Source organism: Streptomyces sp. NPDC005393 (assembly GCF_040606675.1).
In the GTDB taxonomy this organism is placed as follows: domain Bacteria; phylum Actinomycetota; class Actinomycetes; order Streptomycetales; family Streptomycetaceae; genus Streptomyces.
This window is the reverse complement of record NZ_JBEXFG010000076.1, coordinates 1-21,496: the sequence shown is the minus strand read 5'-3', so window position 1 is coordinate 21,496 and position 21,496 is coordinate 1. Positions and strand designations below refer to the sequence as shown.

General features: G+C 65.7%; 16 protein-coding genes and 1 pseudogene. 14 read left to right on the top strand and 3 right to left on the bottom strand.

The window, feature by feature from the left end; translation table 11 throughout:
• The first annotated feature begins 448 nt into the window (after positions 1-448).
• Positions 449-1,018: a transposase gene (locus ABZS71_RS33735; protein WP_356216244.1), complete on the top strand. Its 570-nt coding sequence runs from the start codon at positions 449-451 to the stop codon at positions 1,016-1,018.
• Positions 1,019-1,201: 183 nt separating this feature from the next.
• On the opposite strand, the gene ABZS71_RS33730 is transcribed toward ABZS71_RS33735, so the two are convergent.
• On the bottom strand, positions 1,202-2,872 hold the full coding sequence (locus ABZS71_RS33730; protein ID WP_355860777.1) for a hypothetical protein: 1,671 nt from the start codon (positions 2,870-2,872) through the stop codon (positions 1,202-1,204).
• 172 nt (positions 2,873-3,044) lie between these two features.
• Complete coding sequence (locus ABZS71_RS33725; RefSeq protein WP_355860779.1) at positions 3,045-4,004, bottom strand: phytanoyl-CoA dioxygenase family protein; 960 nt, start codon at positions 4,002-4,004, stop codon at positions 3,045-3,047.
• 270 nt (positions 4,005-4,274) lie between these two features.
• Here ABZS71_RS33725 and ABZS71_RS33720 point away from each other — a divergent pair, with 270 nt between their 5' ends.
• The 11 genes and pseudogenes from ABZS71_RS33720 to ABZS71_RS33670 all read left to right on the top strand — a co-directional run bounded on the left by ABZS71_RS33720 (position 4,275) and on the right by ABZS71_RS33670 (position 16,567).
• Positions 4,275-5,687 (top strand): cation:proton antiporter, encoded by a 1,413-nt coding sequence (locus ABZS71_RS33720; RefSeq protein WP_356216241.1) that lies wholly within the window; start codon positions 4,275-4,277, stop codon positions 5,685-5,687.
• 125 nt (positions 5,688-5,812) lie between these two features.
• A pseudogene (locus ABZS71_RS33715) lies at positions 5,813-6,106 on the top strand (IS5/IS1182 family transposase); the annotation flags it as partial.
• 831 nt (positions 6,107-6,937) lie between these two features.
• A complete protein-coding gene (locus ABZS71_RS33710; RefSeq protein ID WP_355859983.1) occupies positions 6,938-8,119 on the top strand; it encodes an FAD-dependent oxidoreductase in 1,182 nt (393 codons plus the stop codon).
• 148 nt (positions 8,120-8,267) lie between these two features.
• Positions 8,268-8,969: an iron-containing redox enzyme family protein gene (locus tag ABZS71_RS33705; protein ID WP_355859981.1), complete on the top strand. Its 702-nt coding sequence runs from the start codon at positions 8,268-8,270 to the stop codon at positions 8,967-8,969.
• A 67-nt stretch (positions 8,970-9,036) separates the two neighbouring features.
• Entirely contained in the window at positions 9,037-10,290 is a 1,254-nt protein-coding gene (locus tag ABZS71_RS33700) for an aminotransferase class I/II-fold pyridoxal phosphate-dependent enzyme (protein ID WP_355859979.1), read from the top strand.
• Positions 10,274-10,762 carry a flavin reductase family protein gene (locus ABZS71_RS33695; protein ID WP_355859978.1) on the top strand — a complete coding sequence of 163 codons (489 nt, stop codon included), beginning with the start codon at positions 10,274-10,276 and terminating at the stop codon, positions 10,760-10,762. Before ABZS71_RS33700 ends, ABZS71_RS33695 begins: the two co-directional genes overlap by 17 nt.
• A gap of 217 nt (positions 10,763-10,979) precedes the next feature.
• Positions 10,980-12,356: a PLP-dependent aminotransferase family protein gene (locus ABZS71_RS33690; protein WP_356216238.1), complete on the top strand. Its 1,377-nt coding sequence runs from the start codon at positions 10,980-10,982 to the stop codon at positions 12,354-12,356.
• Positions 12,357-12,523: 167 nt separating this feature from the next.
• Positions 12,524-13,141, top strand: a complete 618-nt coding sequence (locus ABZS71_RS33685) for a nitroreductase (protein ID WP_355859974.1) — start codon at positions 12,524-12,526, stop codon at positions 13,139-13,141.
• Positions 13,142-13,482: 341 nt separating this feature from the next.
• Positions 13,483-14,376: a hypothetical protein gene (locus ABZS71_RS33680; protein WP_356216235.1), complete on the top strand. Its 894-nt coding sequence runs from the start codon at positions 13,483-13,485 to the stop codon at positions 14,374-14,376.
• Positions 14,373-15,263, top strand: coding sequence for a TauD/TfdA family dioxygenase (locus ABZS71_RS33675; RefSeq protein WP_356216232.1), 891 nt, complete (start codon positions 14,373-14,375; stop codon positions 15,261-15,263). The genes ABZS71_RS33680 and ABZS71_RS33675 overlap by 4 nt, the downstream gene beginning before the upstream one ends.
• The gene (locus ABZS71_RS33670; RefSeq protein WP_355859968.1) at positions 15,260-16,567 is read left to right on the top strand and encodes an ATP-grasp domain-containing protein; all 1,308 of its coding nucleotides are present in this window, start codon (positions 15,260-15,262) and stop codon (positions 16,565-16,567) included. Before ABZS71_RS33675 ends, ABZS71_RS33670 begins: the two co-directional genes overlap by 4 nt.
• A gap of 177 nt (positions 16,568-16,744) precedes the next feature.
• On the opposite strand, the gene ABZS71_RS33665 is transcribed toward ABZS71_RS33670, so the two are convergent.
• Positions 16,745-17,797 (bottom strand): LuxR C-terminal-related transcriptional regulator, encoded by a 1,053-nt coding sequence (locus tag ABZS71_RS33665; RefSeq protein WP_355859966.1) that lies wholly within the window; start codon positions 17,795-17,797, stop codon positions 16,745-16,747.
• Positions 17,798-18,405: 608 nt separating this feature from the next.
• On the opposite strand from ABZS71_RS33665, the gene ABZS71_RS33660 reads away from it, so the two are divergent.
• Positions 18,406-19,491, top strand: a complete 1,086-nt coding sequence (locus ABZS71_RS33660; RefSeq protein WP_355859964.1) for a helix-turn-helix domain-containing protein — start codon at positions 18,406-18,408, stop codon at positions 19,489-19,491.
• Between the two features lie 421 nt (positions 19,492-19,912).
• Positions 19,913-20,635, top strand: a complete 723-nt coding sequence (locus ABZS71_RS33655) for a gamma-glutamyl-gamma-aminobutyrate hydrolase family protein (RefSeq protein ID WP_355859962.1) — start codon at positions 19,913-19,915, stop codon at positions 20,633-20,635.
• Positions 20,636-21,496: the final 861 nt, after the last annotated feature.

Here is a 21,496-nt window from a genome sequence, read left to right as displayed (position 1 = left end):
GTGTCCTCCGGGATCTCCCCCACACCCACCGGCCGCAACACAGTCCGCCCCCAACACAGGCCACGCTCACCCCCGGCGGACGAGCGCCACCAATGTCCCACAACCACACTCAACGACTTCGCCAACGGAATCAGATCTCGGGTTCGAATCCCGAAGGCGGCTCCATGGTGAACCCGAGGTCAGGCCTTTGACCTGGGGTTTCTGTCTTTCGTCGACCTTGGGATTCGGGCGAATCGGGCACCTGTGGTCTATGCATCGTAATGCGTAGGTCAGAGGTTTGGTTTCTGTGACGAGAATCCAGCTCTAAGCCTCTGAACTGGTCTTTTGTGTTTCGGAGCGGCTGGCTTCGCCTCGTGCCAGGGGTCTCCGGTGGACAAACGGTGGACAGCCGTGCAACGGGGGTGCAGTCCCGCTCAGATTCCGACGAGGGAGGCTGGTCCTTTGGCTCATGGCGGCAGCGCTATCCGTGGTCCGTCGCTCTCGTAGGTCTCCGACAAGAACCGCGCTGCTGACCCGTCTGGAGCACAACAAGGACGTCGAGAACCTGGACACCATCCCCGGCATCGGCCCTGCGGCGGGTGAGATCATCATCGCTGAGACCGGTGGGGACATGGCCCAGTTCGCGACCGCCGGCCATCTCGCCTCCTGGATCGGGGTCTGCCCGGGCATGAACGAATCCGCCGGCGCCACCAAGTCCGCCCGTACCTGCAACGGCAACAGCAACCTGAAACGGCTGCTTGTCATCGCCGCGATGTCGGTGACCCGGAACAAGGACTGCTATCTCAGCGCCTACCGGCGCATCGCCGCCCGCCGCGGACGGCAGCGGGCCCTGGTCGCAGTGATGCACAAACTCACCGTCGCAATCTGGCACATCCTCCGCAACAAGACCCGCTACCAGGACCTCGGCGCTGACTACTTCACCCGCCGCGACCCTGAACGCGCCATGCGCCGCATGACCAAGGAAACCAACCGCCTCGGCCTCACCGTCCGCTTCGAGCCCATCGCAGCAACGGCCTGACCAGCAGTACACTCACTCAACTTTTCGTGTCAGCATCCGGGAATTTTGAATGAGCCGCCGATCCTCCTCCGACAACGACCGGTCGCCAGCGCTTGGGCTGGGGAGCCGTGTGGAACACTTTGTCTCCTATCGGTGAGCGTCTTTCAGGAGTGCCCGTTCCCGGCGCCGACGGGCGGGTGTGCGTTACGCGGGGCAGGCGGCGGTCAGACCGGCACCCACGAGTACGTCGACCAGGTATTGAGCGCGTTCCATCGCGTGGGACAGGTCCTGCCCGGTCGTCGCCACCATCCCCCACCTGTTGGGCACGCAGCCAACCACGGTGGACATCGCTCCCTCAGGCGTGACGGAAGCGACCGTCGCCTGCGCGGCGGCGAGCGTCGCGTCGCGGGCGGGCCGGAAGACGCGGGTCGCGGAGTAACGCTCGGGTGACTCCTGAGCCCGGGTCAGATCGTGGAACGCCCGCAGGTACTCGGCGCCGTGCGAGGAGAGGTTGAAGTCAATCGCTGCGATTAGGATCCGGTCCCCGAACACGCCGCCCACCCGTCCCACGGCGAAGTCCACTCCGCCGGTGACAAGCCCGCCGTGGCTGCCTTCGGCGATGCTGCGCTCGCTGAGGAACGCCCCGTGCAGGTTCTGCATCGCCTCCATGGCCCGGTCGTACCGGTCGCGGGGCAATCCGCAGGCCACCCAAGCGGAGCGGTCGAGGTAGGCGTTGCCCTCCCAGGAGTAGCCGTTGAGCACCTGGAGCGTCAGGCCTTCGGCCACATCGCCGCCGCGGATGTGACCGGAGGGGGCCACCGGATGCCGGGCACCGGCCGCCTCCACGGTCAGGAAGTCGACGGCGGCCTCCAGCAGGTGGTCGTCGCCGTAACGGTGAGCCGCCGCAGCAGCCGTCCTAAGCCGGTCGGTGTCGCGGAGGTCCAGGTTGCCGACGATGCGCGCTCCGTCCCCGGCCTCACTGGGTTTGAGAAACGCCCGCTCCAGCCCGTAGCGCCGGCGCAGCAATCCGGCGGCGCGCAGGACGCCGTCGATGAACTGCTCGCTGCTGACTCCCTCACGCAGGACGGTGTATCCGGGAAGCGTGGGCGTCGTCAGTCCCAGCCTGCTGTGCGCCTCACTCAGGCGTTGTTCGGCGGCCAGGAGCTCCTCGGGTTCCCCTCCGGTTTCGGGCATCGCCTCCGCAACCGCGACCACCGGGTGGATGTGCCGCTTGCGGTTCCAGTCGGTCGAAACCACATGGTTGTTGGCGTCGATCCGCACGCTGCAGATCCCAGCCCGGCGGATGAGCCAGAGCAGGAAGATCTGCATCTCACGGTCGAGTGCGTACATCCGCACCACCGCGTCGCGACGGTCGCGGAGCCAGTCGATGACCCGGGTCAGACACGTCCCGCCGGGCTCGGTGTCGTGCCGCACGGCGATCACCAGCAGGGCCTGCGAGAGGTAGTAGTGCTCCAGGTCGCCGATGTCGACCCCGTCGACAGCATGGACCGCCAGCGCTTCCCGCCACGGGGGAGTGCGCCCCACCACCAGATCGCCCGGACGCGCGAGGAACACTGAACGGGCTTCTAGATAGGTCGCGCAGTCGTAGGGCACGCGTCCTGCGGCCAGATCGCTGAGGTCGCCTTCGAAGCCCCTGGTGGTCCGGGTGGCGGAGTGCAACACGAGCGCGGGGCCGGACCTGCCCCCGGAAGCCCGGTACGGCAGGAGGCGCCGCGCCGACTCCTCGACGACCTTCTGCGGTGTCAGCCCGAGGAGACGTTCGCTGAATTCCGCGAAATCTCCGTCATAAACGTGGGGACCCGTGTCAAAACCTTCCCAGGGCAATTCCGAGCCGTCCGGGAGTCGAACTGTCACCGAAGGCTTGGTACCTGTTCCCATGTGTTACTTCCCTTATTGCCCACGACGCGGGACTCCGAGTCCATTGTTCTACCGCTGTCAACGATTAACGGGCCAATGACGTTCCGGTCACGGTCCCGGGGCCGTTGACTGTACGCTTCGCAGAGGGCAAGTCGGCCGGTGATCGCCGTTATTGGGCGATCGCATTTCGACCGTCACGGTCCGAGCCGGACAAAAGAATGCAACGGTGCGAGGAAATATCATATCCCTCGCCGTCAATGTGGTCGCCGGTCAGCCGATCCGGATAGATCAGGGTGTCTCCGCGTACGACACGGAAGTTCAGGCCCAGCCTCCGGCGGTCGGTGAGATTGGGTCCGGAGCAGTGCTCGGTCCGTTCGTTGAAGAGGAAGTAGTGCCCGGCCGGCACCTCCATCGTGTGTACCTCCACACCTTCAGCTTCGGGGTCGAACGTGGCCTGGTAGCAGCTGCGTCCGCGCATTTCCTCTATCCGGTGATTTTCTCCGGTCCGCTGCCACTGCGCGATGAGGGTCTGGCCGAAAACTGACTCCTCGAACGGCACGCTCTTCGTCGGGTAGCGCTTGCGGGACGTTCCCTTTGCTAGCTTGACGGCTCCATTCTCCTCAGTGGCGTCGTCGAAGGCAAACCACACGGTCACGCCGAACGAGTCGGCGTATGAGGAGGAGTTGGCCGGAACCAGTGAGTGCTTCTCGTTGCCGTACTCCTCGCCCGAGAAGAGGTTCGCCTGATGCCACTGCAAAGGTCCGTCCCCGGGCTCTTTGTCGAACATCTGCGACCTCCACAGCAGCAGGTCGTCACCGAGCAGTGAGCGCAACTGGTCGATAATTTCCGGGATTCGTACGAGGTCCAGGAACTCCTGGTGCACGAGGTGCCAGTCACGGCCAGACCTCTGTCCGTAGAGCGGAGATTCGAAGCCATTCGCGACAATCTTGTTCGCGATGTCACGTACACGTTCCAGATCCCTTCCCGAGACGGCTGGGAAGGGGCCCACGAAACCATCGGTCCCGAACTGGTCCCGTATATCGCTGAAAATAGGCACGGTGAACTCCGGCGGGTTTTGGAGACGGCAGGGGAGAGCGGGCGGCGGAATCGGCTCCGCCGGGAAATCCATTACGATGGACGTCGATTTCCGTTTTAGTTGATTGCCAGAAGGCTGACACGGGCCCTAAGGGGTGTCAACGACGGGGCGGCAGGCCCATAGCGAGGCAGCGGATACTTTGCGCCAGACGCGAAGCTGGGTCGGGCCCGATTGCCAGTGCTTCCACGGTGATGCCTGACCTGCGCCCCGTTCGTACTGGCCGAAACTCGAGCCTGTCAGGTTCCGGACAGGCCCACATACGGCAGCGGGAAGACGCTCACGACCATCCGTCACCTGGGCAGCATGGGCGATGCCCCCAACGCCACATCGCTTCATTGCTGTCTGAGTGCGAACGGCCGGCGATCACGCGCGGACAGGAGCGCCGAGCTCTGTCGGCAGCCGGACAGACGGCTGGTGCGTCTGGCTCCTGGATTCCATCGCATGCCGGGAGATGACTCGTTGTCACACAATCATGTCGCCGTCCTGCTCTTCGACCTCGCCGCCATCCTCTTCCTGGCACGCCTCTTCGGTTTGCTCGCCCGGCGACTGGGCCAGCCCCCCGTCGTCGGGGAGATTGTCGCGGGCGTGGTCATCGGTCCCACGCTCTTCCATGGTGCGCTGTCCGACGCTCTCGTTTCGACCGAGGTCCGCCCGCTGCTCGGCGCGCTCGCCAACCTCGGCGTGGCGTTGTTCATGTTCCAACTCGGCATGGAACTCGACCTCGACCGGCTGCGCGGCACGCGACGCGTCGCCTTCACCGTGTCGGTGACCTCGATGGCACTGACCTTCGGCCTCGGGGCACTGCTCGGCCTTTACCTGTTCGAGCACCACCCCAGTGACAGCCGCCTTGTCTTCGTGCTGTTCACCGGTACGGCGATGTCCGTGACCGCCTTCCCGGTGCTCGCCCGGATCCTGTTCGACCGCGACATGCACCGGACGCCGCTGGGCGAACTGGCGCTCTCTTGCGCGGCATTGTGCGACGTCACGGCCTGGTCGGCCCTGGCGGTCATCATGGGGATGGCAAGAGACGACGGCCGTCCTGAGTGGATCGCGGTACTGAGCGTCCCGTTCGTCGCCGGATGCGTATTCGTGATCCGCCCACTGCTGGAGAAGCTCGTTGCCAGGCGACGATCGGGCGGAGTCTCGGGCTCAGGGTGGCTGGTCATCGGCCTGGTCGGACTCCTGCTGTCGGGTGCTTTCACCGAGTGGATCGGACTGCATTTCATCTTCGGTGCCTTCCTGTTCGGCACGGTCATCCCGAGGGGCGACGGCGGAGACATACGCAAGGCCCTCCACACCCAAGTCGCGGGGCCCAGCAGTTTTCTGCTGCTGCCTGTCTACTTCGTCGTCGCGGGTACGAACGTGAACCTCTCCGCGCTCGGACTGGGTGATCTCGGCGACTTCGTGCTGATTATGCTGGTCGCCGTGTGCGGCAAGTTCGGCGGCACGTTCCTAGCCGCGCGCCTGAGCCGGATGGACTCCCGGCAGTCGGCCGCCCTGGCCGCGCTCATGAACACGCGGGGGCTCACCGAGCTGGTGATTCTCACCGCCGGCGTGCAACTCGGTGTTCTGGAACGGGACCTGTACTCCCTCATGGTCGTCATGGCCCTCTTGACGACGGCCATGACGGGGCCGCTGCTCCGGCTGCTCTACCCGTCGACGCAGGAGCCCCATTTGTCGGACGTCGCCACCCGTCGCGTGGTGCGCCGCGGGTGACGTCACTTCCGGTACTGCGGGGTTGACGCGAACGTGCCTTTGCACAGCAAGCTCTCAGGAAGAGTCTGCCGGTACCCCCCGTGAGCGTCTCCGGTCGCCATTCTGCGTTTTACCTGGTGTTCGGGCATGACCTCACCGCAGCTCGCGCCCGCGGCATCATCCAGCCCTGCCTCATCCGGCAGATCCTCATCCAGGGAGTCGGCACCACCGTCCGCACCCCCTACTACGGACATCGCGAACTGCCCGCCCACTACCAGCAGTACAACCGCGACCACGTCCGCCTGCGCGCACCCGGCGAACACGGCTTCGCCAGACTCAAAGCCTGGCGGCTGCTACGACGAGCCCGCTGCAGCACGAGCCGCATCGGGCGGACCGTCACCGCCTTACACGCCGTCCCGATCTGCGAAAACACAGGATGAAAGAGGTTCGTTGACGTCACCGTACGACGGCCCGCAATGGGTGGGAATGGACCTGCTTGGTGCCGTTCGGCGCTGGTCTGCATGGCACGGGACGGACAGCGGCTGGGCGGGATGGTGCGGTTCGCCAACGATCCGGCCCGACTCAAGCGGGAGATCGCCAAGGGCGGACCGGCACCCAAGGTGGACGTGGAGGCCACGCTGGGCTGGAACTGGGCTGCCGACGCGCCGCGGAGGCCGGCGCCGAGGTCCACCTGGCCCACCCGGGGGCGTGCGGGTGTTCACCCACCGGCGGGTGACGAACGACGAGAAGGATGCCAGCGATCTGGTCGACCTGCTGCGCCTGCGCCGCCTGCCGGAGTCCTGGCTTGCCCCGCCTGCGACCCGTGAACTGAGGGGAACCGGTGCGCGGACGGCACACGCTGGTCGCCCGACGCACCAGCTGCCGCAACCAGGCCCACGCCGTGCTGGCCAAGCAGGTCATCGCGGCCCCGATGAGCGACCTGCCGTTCGCCTGGGTGGTCACCGCCTGCATCAGGACATGTCCTGTTCAGGGCGGCGACTTTTCTGGGCGCCCGGGCATTACTCCGGAATGATGATGGACGTCTGCGGAACTGACGCAGAGTAAGGCCTCTTGGCGCACGCTGCTTCACGAAAGAAGGAATCCTTTGGATACCGTCTGTCGATGTCGGTGCTCAATTCCCGTGATACATGAAAAAAAAGCCCTGGCACCGCTGTTCACACTCACGACCGTTCACACGGATCCGCACCGGGGTTGAAACCCTGCCTGATCGGACCCCGTTCGGAATGATCGAGGAGGAGTGAATGTCTCACATGGGTTCCCGTGCGGGACGCTGGCGTCTCGTCGTCGTCGGCGGCGGATCCGCTGCGGCCGTCCAGGTACGGCGCGGTGACGTGCCGCCAGAGGAGATACTCGTCGTGGCGGAGCGGCTGGGGACGGGCATGGCGTTCCTGGGTCGGTCGACACTTCAGTCGTACGCCGAGGAACTGCTGGTGTCCCGCACCTCCGGGGAACTGCGGGCCATGCTGCCCGCCGGTGAACTCCGGCCGACCGCAGCCGAGTACGACGCCTACGTCAAGGAGTCCCTGATGAAATCAGGGGCCTGCGTCACCCTGGCACGTGTGCTGGACATCCGACGAGACGAGGACGGCTTCGTTCTCGCCCTGCGGACATCGGGAGGAGAACGCCGACAGGTGTATGCCGACGCCGTTGTCCTGGCGACCGGAAGCACGCCGCGCAAGCCGCCTGCACAGTGGCAGGCCGCAGGCGCGATCACGTTCGACACGGTCTATCGGGAACTGTCGCGGTGCGACACCGGACGATGGGCCGGGAACTCGGTCATCATCGTGGGAGCGGGTAACTCGGCCCTGCAGACTGCCGCTCTGATGGCCCCCGACGCCCGCGACGTGACGGTCCTGGCCAACAACTACGTCGGGATGTACCCCGTGGAGAGCGACGACAGGTTCGCCTGGCGGGCACCTTCGCAGCTCGCCTACGAACTCGTCGTCAAGAGCAGCCGTGAGTGCGGGCGTCGGCCCTGGGCCGTGCCGTGCGTGCGCCACCTGATCTACGAGTCCCTCGACCCGGTGGATGACGAGGTCCGCTGGCACTACCGCGAAGCGGGCAACCTCAATCGCCTCGGCTCGCACTCCCTGCCCGGCCGGTGCCGCCATGCGCAGGGGCGTATGGACGGGGACGGCGTGTGGCAGGAGTCCCGGAAACGTGACACCGCGGTGGTTGTGTGGGCCGCCGGCTCCTCCCCCGTCTATCCGCCGGGTGAGCTGCTGACGTCCATGCGCAGAAAACCCGACAACACGCTCCCCCATGACGCGCTCGGCCAGACCGACGTCCCCGGCCTCTACGTGACGGGGGCCTGCGCCGGCCAGCGGTCGGTGAACGAGACCGAACCGGCGCGGACCAGGCCGACGGTGTGCGTGCTCGGATCGCGCGAGCCGAGCAAGGTCGAGCAGGTATCCGTCACCGCCGACGTCTGACGGCGGTCCGCGCCTCGACGCCCCGGCTGTCGATACCCACCCCTGCGCGCCGGTCGCCCGTTCCCCTCCCGGCGCCCGGCCGGTTCGGCGCGTATCACCCCATACCACCCTCCCCTCAGCACCATCCACCCCGAAAAGGAGATGCGTCATGCAGTCCCTCGATGAGTTCTTCGACGACCTGAACACCGCTGTCAAGGCGACCGACTGCGTCGACAACGACTTCTTCGCCACCGTCCGGGCACAGCAGCTCACCGTCGACGACGTGCAGAAGTTCGCGGACCAGTACTACCTCTACATCCGCACCTTCCCGAAGATCCTGGCCGGCCTCTCTCACAGGGTCGACAACGAGGAGATTCGCAAGGAACTCGCGAAGACCGTCGTCTCGGAACTCGGCGGCGGTGGGGAGGGGGGCATGGGGCACTACAAGATGTTTGAGAACGCCTGTGCCCCCCTCGGTATCGACATCGCCGAGGCCGGCTCGATCGAGTACCTGCCGGAGACCACCGCCCTGGTCGAGGGCATCCGCACGCTCTTCCTCGAAGGCAGCATCGAGGCCGCTCTCGGCGGCCACTACACCATCGAGCTCAGTGGACTGCCGATGATCAAGAGCTTGTACGAGGGCTTCCGGCCGCTGCCCGGATCCAACGTCGAGAGCATGGAGTACTTCTACCTCCACCTGCTGATCGAGCGCGAGCACGTCGAGTGGATCCACGCCGCCGTCGAGCAGGCGACCGGCGGGCAGGAGTCCCGCGAGGAGATCAGGCGCGGAGCCCTGCACATCGCCGAGCTCCTCGGCGACTTCTGGGGGGCGCTCCACCGAGAGATCGTCCAGCAGCCGGTCGCAGCCTGACCCATGGCTGCTCGATACATCGTCAGCGTCGGTGACGCGGACGGACGGGACACTCCTGCCGTGATTCATGATGCCGGGTGACGTCCCGCCGGTGTCCGGGGCCCTGCGGTCCCGGACACCGCTTCCGGACGTATACACGCAAACCGACGAACTCGCCACTCTGCACGGCGCCATCAACCTCGGGCGCGGAGCTCCCGACTTCGACGGGCCCCCCGTGCTCCGCCGTGCCGCACTCACAGCGATGCGCTCCGGCCTCAATCAGTACACCGCGTCAGCCGGCCACCCAGACCTGCTGCGCACCCTGGCGGAGACAGCCGCACCGGACGGGGTCGACTACGACCCCATGACCGAGATCACTGTGACTGCCGGCGCCACCGAAGCCCTGGCCGTGGCGCTAGAGACGTTGCTGGAACCCGGGGACGAAGTACTGATGCTGGAGCCGTTCTACGACTCCTACCCGGCGCTCGTCCTGCGCGCGGGCGGCATACCGGTCCCGGTGGCCCTGGCGCGGCACGGCGCTTCCTACGTGCTCGACGTCGATGCGGTCGCGGCGGCCGTGACCGCCCGGACCAAGGTACTTCTGCTCAACACCCCGCATAACCCGACCGGTTGGTCTGCCTCGGCCGACGAGCTGAAGGCCCTCGCGGACGTCGTGCTGAGGCACGGGCTCCACGTCGTGTGTGACGAGGTGTACGGAGAGCTCGTGTACGGCTCTGTCGGCGGCGACGAGACACGGCATCACAGCATCGCCTGCCTGCCCGGCCTGCGCGAGCGGACCGTCGTGTGCTCCAGCGCCTCCAAGTGCCTGAGCGTGTGCGGCTGGCGGGTCGGCTGGGCATACGCGCCCCGCGGGCTGACCTCGACACTGCGTGACGCCCACCGGATGCTCTCCTACTGTGCGCCCGTGCCGCTCCAACTGGGCGTCGCCGAGGGTCTGGCTTGGGCGCGGCGCACAGGCTGGTTCAACCGGCAGCACACGCTGTACCGGGAGCGTCGCGATGCACTCGTCAGCGGCCTGACGGCCGCCGGTCTGCGGCCGGCCGTCCCCGCGGGCGGATTCATGGTGATCGCGGAGACCGGCAACGTACTGCCCGACGAGCCGATGGCGGCCAACGAAGTACTGGCCCGCGACCACGGAGTGACGGGCCTGCCGCTCTCCGGATTCTTCGAGAGCCCCCAACGGGCCTGCGGGCTCCTGCGGTTCGCCTTCTGCAAGGAGCTGGCCGTGATCGAGGAGGCCGGACGGCGGCTGGCTGTGCTGTCCTCGACCGAAGTGGCACCAAGCGATAGGAGCAGGGAGATCCATGTCGGTTCTGACTAAGTTCCTCGATGCTATGGCCGCCGTTCCGTCGCCAGTGATCGTGGCCACCACGGTCGATGCCTCGGGCAGACGGTGGGGATTCACCGGGAGTTCCTTCACCGCACTGTCCGCGGATCCATCGCTGGTCCTGATCTGCTTGGACAGGTCCGCTTCGACCCACGCTGCCTTCACCGCCTGCGACCGGTTCATGGTCAACGTCCTCGCCGACGGGCACGAACCCGTGGCACGGCGCTTCGCAGCGTCCGGCATCGACCGCTTCGCCGCCGGCGACATGACCGAGTGCGAGGCGGGGCTTCCCGGTCTCCCGGGAGCCGTGGCGCGGCTGGCTTGCACCGTGCACGCCGTGCTCGACGGAGGGGACCACTCCATCCTGGTCGGCCGTGTCGAACAGAGCGTCGTGAGTCCACGCGTCCCACTGATCTACTGCGGGCGCTTCTTCACACGCCCGGCCGTGCAGGCAGCAACCGTGTAGCACCCCGTCCCCTGTCCCCGCGGCGCTTCTCAACTCCTATGGCGAGGAGCGCGCTCTTCCTCCGTGCCTTCATCGTTCCGTTAAACTGGCCGATACACCCGGCCAGTTGGAGGGAAGCGGTATGCGGTACAACGGTGCTCCCTCTCGCGCCGAGGGCAGGTTCCTTGCCGCTTCGCAGCTCGCTCAGCTTCTGCCGGACCTGTCGACAACGCGACCGGTGTACCGCCACCTGGCCGACGCTATTCGTACGCTCGTCCTGGACGGGCGGATCGCCCTGCACATCAAACTTCCCGCGGAGCGTGAACTTGCTCCATGCCTGAAGCTGAGCCGTGCCACCGTCACGGCCGCTTACGACCTTCTCCGGGAAAGCGGCTACGCCCGGTCCCGCCGCGGCTCCGGTACCTGGACAGCGCTGCCAGACGGCAACAGGCCCGCTGCGGTCAACCGCATGCTGACCTCCGAGAGCGCCGCCATCGATCTGACCATCGCGGCTTTCGGGCTCTCCGTGGACGTCGTCACCGAGGCGCTGGACCGCAGCACCGTCCTGCTGGCACAGCACGCCGGGACAACCGGCTACCACCTCTTCGGGCTACAGGAATTGCGGACCGCTGTCGCCGACCGGTACACACTCCGCGGCCTGCCGACACGTCCGGAGCAGATCTTCATCACGTCGGGTGCCCAGCAGGCTCTGATGTTCCTTTTCTGGGCGCTGTGCAGGCCCGGGGGCAGTGTCATGGTGGAGAACCCGACCTACCCCAACGCGTTGGAAGCCATCCGCCGAGCGCGTCTGCGCACGGTGCCGGTGCCGGTCAGCGACGACGGGTGGGACGACGAGGTCATGCAGGCGACGCTCCGTCAGGTCGCACCGCGCCTGGCCTATCTGATTCCCGACTTCCACAATCCGACAGGCTGCTTGATGCCCGTGGACCAACGCGTCCGGCTGCTGCGCGCGGCCCGTGTGTCCGGCACCTGGCTGGCCATCGATGAAACGTTTACGGACACCGCCCTCGACGTGCCGACGCCCGGTCCCTTCGCTTCGCACGCGGGCCCGGGTGAAGCCGATCACATCATCTCCATAGGGTCCATGAGCAAGAGTCACTGGGGAGGCCTGCGCATCGGCTGGCTGCGCGCCACACCCCAGCTGATCGAGGAACTCGCCGGGCTGCGCGTGACCGTGGACACGGCCGGCTCCGTCCTGGACCAACTGGTCGCCGTCGCCCTCCTGGAACGCGACGATGTACTGCTGCCCGCGCGCATCGCCCAGATCCGGCAGCAGCGTTCCGCGCTGATGACGGCGCTCGCGACACACGCCCCCCAGTGGACAACCCGATGGCCCCCCGGTGGCCTTTCGGCATGGGTCGACCTGGGACAGCCCGTAGCCACGGCTCTTGCGCAACGAGCCATCGGCCACGGCGTCCACATAGAGAGCGGCACGCGGTTCAGCCCTGATCCGGGAACATTCGAGCACCGGCTGCGCATCCCGTACACCCTGCCACCCGTCCAGTTGGACGAGGCGGTGCGACGTCTCGTCGAGGCACTCCACGGGGGAGTGCCTCTGGTCGCGGCCGTGAAGCGCCCGCGCTGGGTGGCATGAACCCGGGTCCCGTTGCGGTCGCGGTCGAAACCGGGCCTGTCCGCTAGGAGACACCCTCGCCAACTGGCCCTGCGACAGTGGCCAGTTCAGGATGAAGACCGTCGGTAGTCCGGTCCGGACTGCCGACGGTTTGTCGTTCTGCTGATCGCACATGAAAGGCGAGATCGATGAATGTCGCGCAAGCGGTGCTCACCCGACACAGCGCAACCAGGCTCACCGGCCCTGGACCGACCGACGAGGACCTGGTGCAGCTGGTGGAACTGGCGATGACAGCCCCCGATCACGGGAGGATTTCGCCGTGGCGGCTGGTAAGCGTGCGTGGCCATGCGCGGCGTCTGCTGGGCGAGTCCATGGTCGAGGCCATGGATGCCGGTGTGGCCCGGGAGAGGACGATTGCGAAGGCACTACGTGCGCCCTTGCTGGTCTCCATAGTCTTCTGCCCCGAGGATCACCCGAAGGTCCCGGAATGGGAACAACTCGCGGCGACCGCCTGTGCCGTGCAGACACTGATCCTGCTGATCCACGAACGCGATTGGGGCTGTATCTGGCGCACAGGAGCCGTTGTCGACTCCGCGGAGGTTCGCAAGACCCTGGGGGTGGTCGACGGCGAGCAGCTACTGGGATGGCTCTACGTCGGAACGCCGGACCGGCGGGGGACCACCGTCGCACCTCGCCCGCTCCCGGATCCCCGCAGGAAGCTCACGACACTGGGCATCTCCGCCACCGAGAACCTCGACGACGAGCTCGTGCACCGTGTGACCGCGCGTCTGAACCAGACGAGTTGACTCTCTGATCCCCCATCGATCAGCCCACTGACGGCACGGCGCCGACGCAACCAGACCACTACTTCGCCATTGGCTCGGGAGGCGATGGGACCGGCCGCCTAGCGTTGAGGCGGGTCGCCTCCCCCCCCGCCGGCACGTCATCTTCCCCACCCCTGTCGCTGCCCAGCTCGGCAGTGCAAGAAAGCAGGAACATGTCATCTCCCAGCCGCCTACCCAGGTCCCGTCTGCCCTTAAAGTCGCGCATTGCCTCAGCCGCGGCGTCGGCCGCCCTGGTGGGATACTGCGTGGCCACCGGAGTCTCGGCCACATGGGTGTCCTTCTCATTCGTGCACATCAGTGGAATGGCGCTGGCGTTCGTGACGTTCGCCGTGGCCCAGCTCGTCTACACCACGCGGGCGGGGAAGAGTATCGGCGTCGCGGTCCGTTTCGCCCGGTCGCATCCCAGGGAAATCGTCGTTCTCAATGTGCTGACACTGTCCAGTTGGCTGTTCATGTTCATGGCCTTGCAGCGGATCGAGGCGTCCGTCGAGTCAGCAATCTTCCAGGGCGTAGTCGCCCTTGGCGGATTCCTGCTGGCAACGGTCTGGTCGGGGCAACGTTTCGGCGTGGCGGCCAGGGTAGGGGTGCTCGCCGCCACCGCTGCACTGGGGCTGCTAGTTCTCGCCCGGCTGTCCCAGACGCTGTCGGCTCCCAAGCACGACGCCTCCGCGCTGGTGGGAGTCGTTCTGGCCCTGATCGCCGGAGCGAGTGGGGCCCTCTACATTCACTACTCGTCCGCGTTGCACAGCAGGACCGAGGTGTCGGCGAACACGGTCCTGTGCCTGCGGTTCGTTCTGCTCCTCATGGTCACCGGAGCAGCCAGCGCCGGCGAGACACTGAAACTCCTCGAATCGGATCAGGGCACGATCCTGCGTTTGCTCGCACTGTCCGTTGCCTTCGTGGTGGTACCGACGTTCCTCCTTCAGTTCGCCATAGCCCGGCTGCCGTCGGTCCGGGTTTCCGTGGCGACGCCCTTCGTAGCGGTCATCGCCCTTGGCTCTGAGTACGCCGTGCGGCCGTGGGGGAACATCGCCGTGCCCGTGCTTGTCCTGGCTGCCTCCGCAGCGCTCGTGTTCACGAACGTGGCACTGTCGTCCGACCTCGCGCGGAGCGCCTTTCTGTCCCCACGCAACGAAGAAAACCCCGCCCCGGCACCGGCGATGGTCCCAGACACTGAGGGAGAAACTCGTTCATGAAGGCCAGGTCATTGGGAAAGGACGGTTTCGTCGGTGAGATCGTCGGATTCGACTGCACCAAGAAATCCCCCGCACAGATGGCACGAGTCAAGGAACTGTTGTTCGAGAACAGAGTCTTGGTGGTGCGCGACCAGTGGTTGTCCCCGCAGAGCTACCAGGAGTTCATGGAGGGCCTCGGTCTCACCGTTTGCCACGTGCTGCAGAACTTTACTGTTGAGGGCTACCCCTCCATTCTGAAGATCTCTGACTACGTGGCGCCGGACGGCACCCCACTAGGGGTCCTCGACGGCGGAACCTACTGGCACAGCGACATGTCCTACCTGCCTGATCTCGGTTTCGCCACGTCGCTGTACGCCGTGCGTTCCTCCGCACGCTCCGGCGGTACGAGCTTCGTCGACCTGTCGACCGCGTGGGACCTCTTACGCCAAAACCAAGACATCTTGGCGATGTTCGGCTGTGCATCGGCAACCGATGCCCTCACCCTTAACGTCGTACACCGATTCGGAAACCGACAGACCCGGCTCGACCGCGGGGCCGCTCGGCAAGAGCTGTCGCAAGAGCAGCAGAGCCGCGTACCCGGCACGGTACATCGGCTGCTGGAGCGCCACCCCGCGACGGGACGGATCGGCCTGTTCGCACCGTCGGGGTCCGCCATGGAGATCGAAGGATTGAGCGAGGAGCAATCGGTGCGAGCACTGGACCAGTTGGAAGATGCCATCCTCGGCAACTGCGATGTCTACACCCATCACTACGACCCCGGCGACCTCGTCATCTGGGACAACATGACCACTTTGCACCGGGGTACGGGCGTGCATCCGACCGAGAACCTGGAGGAGTGCCGTCTCCTTCACCGGATCAACGTGAACTACGTGGCGGTGACCCTGTGATCAACAACCTGGTCTTCGTATCACAGGCCTACCTCGGGTTCGCCGGCACCCAGGTACTGGAACGGGCGGCAGAGCAGGCGCGGTTGTCCATCGTGCTCGAAACGGACGAGGAACTTCACCCCAGGCTTGTCCCCTACATCGCCACGATTCATCGGCTCCCGGGGAACAGCAAGCACGGCCTCCAGCCATCGTTCGACGTCGTGGACCTGACCGGGGTGGTGCGCCGCGAAATCGATGCCGCGGGCGCTGATCCCGCCACCGTCGCGCTCTTCTGCCAGCACGAGGACAACGTCCTCCCCGTGGCACACGTGCGCCGCCTCACGGGAATCCGCGGTGACGGGCCGGAACTCGTGACGCAGTTCCGGAACAAGGTGGCGATGAAGCAGGCGGTCGCGGAGCGGTTGCCGCACGCGCTGCCCAGGTACCGGAAGCTGTTGGCCGAGCGTGCCTCTGAGGACCCGTCGGGGTACTACGACGAACTGGTCGGTGCTCTGGGATCCGAACGGCTGATCGTCAAGCCCACCACGGGCGCGGGCAGTCTGAACGTCGCCACGGTGTCCAGCGCCGAAGACCTTGCCCGGGCCGCTCGGCAGATTCGTTCCGATCTCCGGGAATTGGAATACGAAGTCGACGAGTACATCGACGGAACGCTGTACCAATGCGACTCTTTTGTCCGCGAGGGGAAGGTCGTCTTCTCCGGCATACTCGAACTCGGCTGTGCCAACTTCGATTTCGTGCAGGGACGTCCGCTGTCTGTCTACCCGGTCACGGACGAGGAGCTCTACAAGGAACTGTTCGCCTTCAACCAGGAAGTCGTCACGACACTCGGGTTCCAGTCGGGATCGACGCATCTTGAGCTCTTCGTTCGGCGCGGGCAAGGCGGAACCACGTCTGTCACATTCCTCGAAATCGCGGCACGTGTGCCCGGCGGACTCGGCGTTCCGTTCCACGAACGGAACGCGGGCATCAACCTGATCGACGCCAACATCGACCTGGCGCTCGGCCACGACGCGAAGCACGAGAGCTCCGTCGTCCGGCGGAACAACGTCGTTTCGGCGCTCCTTCCCGTGGGTCACGGAAGAATCATCTACCTCAACGAGCCGGACATCATGAGCGCCTATTCGATCGACTGGCGGGTCAAGGTGGGTGACATGGTCGACGTGAGAACACTGGTCGACACCGCTGGCATCCTCACTCTGGTCAACGACGACCCCGTCGTCCTTCGCCGGGATTTCGAGAGCCTCCAGGGCTACACTCCCGTAACCTGTGTGGCTGAAGTTCCCCCGAGTTGCGGCGTGAGGTGACAGCGGGTCAGGTGGGTCTCATGAGAGGACCTGTGACCATGGCTGCCCCGAGGTAATGCCCCGTGGAGTTGCGTGAGCGTGCGGTCCGGATGTGCTGAACCACCGAGCCCAAGCCAGTCTCCCGCACATCGGGGGAAGCTCAGGCGTAGCGGCCTGGAACGGCGCAGAGGCCACCCGTCAGCGAGCCTGGTCGTAGCTTTCGGCTTGCTCCTCCTTCCGCGCGGCTATCTGCTCGGCCAGGCCAAGCAGATAGCCGGCCTGGAACCGGCTCTCGGCTCCAAGGCGCTGCATCAGCATGGCGATGTAGCGCCGACAGGTGCGCACCGCAATGCCCAGACGCCGGGCGATGACCTGATCCTTCTCTCCTGCGGCGAGGAGTTGCACGATCGCCCGCTCCATCTCCTTGGACGTGGTCGATGTCGCCCGCGATGCCGACGTGACCGAAGCCCTTGCTTCCCGGAACGGCCTGGCGAAGCGCCACGCTCGCTCGAAGGTGTCACAGATGAAATCCACCACGGCTGGCTGGCGCACTACTACCGTCGTGCCGGGATGGCCACCCGGTAAGAAGGCGATCCTGCGGTCAAAGGCGATGAGCCAGCCGTAGACCTCCTCTGTGGTCCGGACCTCCGCGCCTAGACCGGTCGCCCGCTCGGCGAAGGCCCGGGTGCCTTGGTGGCTGCGTGCGGTGTGGTGGTGGAGGCTCCGTATCCGGACGCCGCGTTGCATCATCGCGGGGTCGCATTCCGTGAGCACCTCCGCCGGACAGTCTCCGCCGAAATGCGCGATCACGACATCGGATTGGCACTGGCGTGCCGATGCCGCCAGCAGCGACCGTACCGCTCCTGCGTCATCGACAAGTTCCACGCTGAGAAGATCACTGCCGGTCTGCGCCGAGAAGTAAATGGGTATGAGCCCTTCCAGCGCTCCTTTGAGCACATCAATATACTTCCTGCGTTCCCGCAGTTCCTCCTCCAGGGGTGTAATCAGTGCGGCCGCCGCCACTGATGGGCTGGAGGCCGTCCATTCCGCTCCCGCGGTCGATGCCCGGCGAATCAGGTGAACACTGAGGAGGCTGCGAAGCGCACTGTCGATGCGACTGGCGGGTATATCTAGTCCTCGATGAAGATCGGCGGACGATATTCGACCCGAACGCACAATATGCTCGTAGATGCGCACCTGGTTGGCGTCGAGCGACGGCGTATCCTCCGTCGCTCCCGGGAAAGAATCCACGTCCGCTCCCTCGCCACCCGCTGCGGCTTCCTCTAAATCTCCGACGGATAAAGATGTGTCATCCATTCACCGGAGAACTCGACCGTTTCCATGATCATCGCATGCAGAGGCCATCTCATCAAGAGTGACTGCAGTAAATATGTCCAGTAAGGCACATTATGCTCCTGTAGAGACACGGATCACATTGTCGGGTGGTGTGCCAGGGTCGGGGCAACTTGCTGCCAGGCAACTTCCTGCATTACTCACCGTTTGACTTTCAGCGGCATACATTGTCAATAGACTGGATAGGTATTCCAATGCGGCCGGAATCCGGGCCGACTACCTGAGAAGAACCTGTGGAAAGTCAAACCTAAGACCTGCCGCGCCACCGTCGCCGCGAGCACAGTCCCGTTCGGCGTATTGCCGAATTTTTGCCACCGCGCGACCTTTTCCATGCCCCGGCGACCTCCGGTAACACCCAATCGGGCGCCGGCGCTACGCATGCCATTACCGATGGCGCTCACAGCCTGGCATCAGCCCTCACTACCCGGCTCGGGTCGTCCGGCGGGAGGTGGCGGGAAGGTCCGTTGGCCAGACAACACCTCATCAGATCCTGTTCGGAGGCTGCAATGTGGGTTGCCCAAGAGGAGACTGTAGATGTACAGGCCAGCCGCGAACGCGCTCTCACCGTCTACGCCGCCGCCCTACGGGACACCGCATGGCGCCCAGAGGGCATCCAGGCCGCTGAAGGCTGGACGGAATCGGACATCACCAGTGCGATCGACTGGCTGGTCGACATGGGGCTGCTGGTCCGCACCAGCACCACCGCCAGCGGCTGGCTGGCTCTGCCCCCGGAGGGGGCCATGGGCAATCTACTGCTCGACACTTATCAGGATCTGGCCTACCTCCTCGATCGCACGCGACACACCCGTGAGTCGTTGCCGCTGGTGCTGACGGAGTTCCAGGCTGTGCACAGTCGACACCAGTCCGAGGCACGACTGCAATTGGTCACGGGCGAGGAACAGGTCAAGGCAGCCTTAGAGGGAGCACTGCACAGTGCCCGCCGGGAAATCGTCGCCATGCACACCGAACGCCCCCGGACCCATGCCTTCAACGAGCCGTACCTGTTGGCGCTGCAGCGCGGCCTCTCGGTGCGGTCCATCCACCTGGATTCCTCAGCGGCGATCCCTACGGTGTCCGGATATCTGCACCAGCTCAGCGCCTTGGGCGGAGAAGTCCACACCGCGGCGACACTCCCTCTGCAATTGTCCGTGATTGACCAGGGCCTGATTCTGCTGCCTGCCACGGACGACTTGCTTCCCAACGGCGAGGGCACCGGGCTGGTGGTGCTGCGCAGCAGTGTCCTGGGGGTCGTACTGCACGAACTGTTCGCCCACTGTTGGACGAACAGTTCGTTATTGCTTCCGCCCCTTCTGGAGCAGATGAACACCGGGGTGAAACCGCAGGATCGCGCCGAGCCAGCGACGTACAGTTCGCGGCAGCGTGACACGCAGTCGTTGCGGCAGAGACACCAGGCCCTGCTGCGCATGCTGGCGGCGGGAATGACCGATGAGGCGATCGGTCGCAAACTCGGTGTTCACGTACGCACCGTGCGCCGCAGAGTCTCCGACCTGGCCGCGGCCCTCGGTGCGGACAGTCGGTTCCAGGCCGGAGTCAACGCGGAGCGGGCGGGCTGGCTCGGCGAGCCAGACTGAGGGGATGGCCCATCCAGCTCGCTGGTCATTTTCTGGGCCACCTGGGAACCTGCGCGGCGCGATACCCATTATCGCCGTCGCGGTGGCCTGGTATTGCGCGGCGGGGGCTGGCTTGTCGTGTACGTGGCGCTGATGCGCGGCATGTCCTATGTCGGCAGCTACGGTGGCAGGAACTGGGTCTCCGCACCATGGGACACCGGCGTCACGGTCGTCCTATCCCTCGTGTGTTACCTGTGGGGGTGTCCGCGCGGGCAGACGGTATATAGACGATGCGTCCGGGATCAGTGACGAGGGAGCGTTGCCGCGGTCCTGACGCCCAATTCGTTCCTTTCTGATCGACGCGGCGGACGATCGCCGCGCAATGCAAGTCTGACGTCACACGTGGAGGGAAACAGTGGTTCATGGGTCAGCGGGCGCACCAGTGATAGCGGTCACCTACAGCTCTTCCGATCTCAGGGACGCGGTGCAGTGGAAGCTGATGTTCCGGGGAATTGTTGCGGCTGGTGCTGTGCCGTTGGCGATCGACTGCGGCCTTCCACAGCCGAGAATCAGTGAACTGGTGCGGATCACGGATGGCCTGCTCGTCTACGGTGGCGGCGACGTGAGCCCGGCACTGTATGGCGGTGATCCCGATGATCCCCTCCTGGCCCGAGTCAGCCCCTGCCGGGACCGCAACGAGTTGACTGCGTTGGGCACGGCGCGTGACCTGGGGCGGCCCACCCTGGCGATCTGCCGTGGCATGCAACTGCTGAACGTCGCTTACGGTGGCGAACTCCATGGCGATCTCGGCCGGGACCGGCCCGGCGAAGTCCGGCACCGTCAAGGTGTCCAGGCGCTGGTCCATACCCTGCACACGGTGGCGGTCGAGCCGACGTCGCGTATCGCCGAGTGGATGGGGGCAAGCGGCCGGGTTGAGGTCAACAGTGAGCACCACCAAGGAATCCGCGTCGTGGGCAAGGGCCTGCGTGCCACCGCACACGCCGCTGACGGCCTGGTCGAGGCTGTGGAGAGCGACGATGCGAGGGCCGTCGGTGTGCAGTGGCATCCGGAGTTCATCTGGCCGTCGGAAGCGCACGCCATGAATTTTTTGTCAGGTTTCGTCAGGGAATGTCAGGGTGCTCTCACTGGTGCGGGCGTGGAATGACACCACCTCCCGGCAGGGGAGCCGAGGCGCTGGGTACCGCTGACGTTGGCTCCGACCCGGCCGACGAGTGCTGGTTGGATTGGTGCCGGGTGAGGGCTCACGGACACCGCGGACCCCCACCCGGAGATGATCTGTACGCGAGCTGGCAAAGGCGCGGGAGTGGTCCCGACACCTGGCCGTGACGTTGTGACGACACACGCCGGCCGCCATGGGGAAGGCCAGCATCACGTCCTGGACGTCGACGGCCGGGTGGACGAGTCCGGCACGGCGGCCGCGTTCGAGGTGTGGCTGGAACGCCGCGATGGTACGGGCGGCCAGGCCGGTCAGTCATGCGAGGTCCGCGCTCGAGAGGACGCGGGTGAGGCTGAGGTTGTCGCGCTGCATGTCGAGCACGAGGTCGAGGAGGCACACGACGCCGTCCGGGCGCTCGCCGAGCTCCGCGGCGTAGTGCTCGATCCGCGTGACGTTGTCCTCGAAGACCGTCGCCGCGACCTCCTCGGAGGGCCAGCCCGCCCTGCTTCTCGGGTGTGTAGATCCGACAAGTACCCCCGCTATCCGTCTGACATGCTAAGGAGAGAAGATTCTGGCCCCAGCTTCGCCCTCTCGGTCTCCCGCTCGGTGGTGCCGCCGGTGGACAGCCGGTGGACAGACGCCTTTGGACGGTGCATCACGGGGTGGCACGGGCCAACCTGCTGCACATGCTCTGATCAGGAAAAACGTCACCGCACAACACGGCGCGGCACCAGGCAACACGAACGCTCATGGTCTCGTAATGCGTAGGTCTGATTCCGTTGGCGAAGTCGGCTGGTTGAGGTCAGGCCGCTGCGAGGCCGTGGGCGGTGCACAGTTCGCGGATTCTGC

Coding starts and splice junctions, on each gene's coding strand:
- ABZS71_RS33735 (WP_356216244.1), top strand. CDS start 449: ATGGCGGCAGCGCTATCCGTGGTCCGTCGCTCTCGTAGGTCTCCGACA.
- ABZS71_RS33725 (WP_355860779.1), bottom strand. CDS start 4,004: ATGGATTTCCCGGCGGAGCCGATTCCGCCGCCCGCTCTCCCCTGCCGT.
- ABZS71_RS33720 (WP_356216241.1), top strand. CDS start 4,275: ATGGGCGATGCCCCCAACGCCACATCGCTTCATTGCTGTCTGAGTGCG.
- ABZS71_RS33710 (WP_355859983.1), top strand. CDS start 6,938: ATGGGTTCCCGTGCGGGACGCTGGCGTCTCGTCGTCGTCGGCGGCGGA.
- ABZS71_RS33705 (WP_355859981.1), top strand. CDS start 8,268: ATGCAGTCCCTCGATGAGTTCTTCGACGACCTGAACACCGCTGTCAAG.
- ABZS71_RS33700 (WP_355859979.1), top strand. CDS start 9,037: ATGATGCCGGGTGACGTCCCGCCGGTGTCCGGGGCCCTGCGGTCCCGG.
- ABZS71_RS33695 (WP_355859978.1), top strand. CDS start 10,274: ATGTCGGTTCTGACTAAGTTCCTCGATGCTATGGCCGCCGTTCCGTCG.
- ABZS71_RS33685 (WP_355859974.1), top strand. CDS start 12,524: ATGAATGTCGCGCAAGCGGTGCTCACCCGACACAGCGCAACCAGGCTC.
- ABZS71_RS33680 (WP_356216235.1), top strand. CDS start 13,483: ATGGCGCTGGCGTTCGTGACGTTCGCCGTGGCCCAGCTCGTCTACACC.
- ABZS71_RS33675 (WP_356216232.1), top strand. CDS start 14,373: ATGAAGGCCAGGTCATTGGGAAAGGACGGTTTCGTCGGTGAGATCGTC.
- ABZS71_RS33660 (WP_355859964.1), top strand. CDS start 18,406: ATGTGGGTTGCCCAAGAGGAGACTGTAGATGTACAGGCCAGCCGCGAA.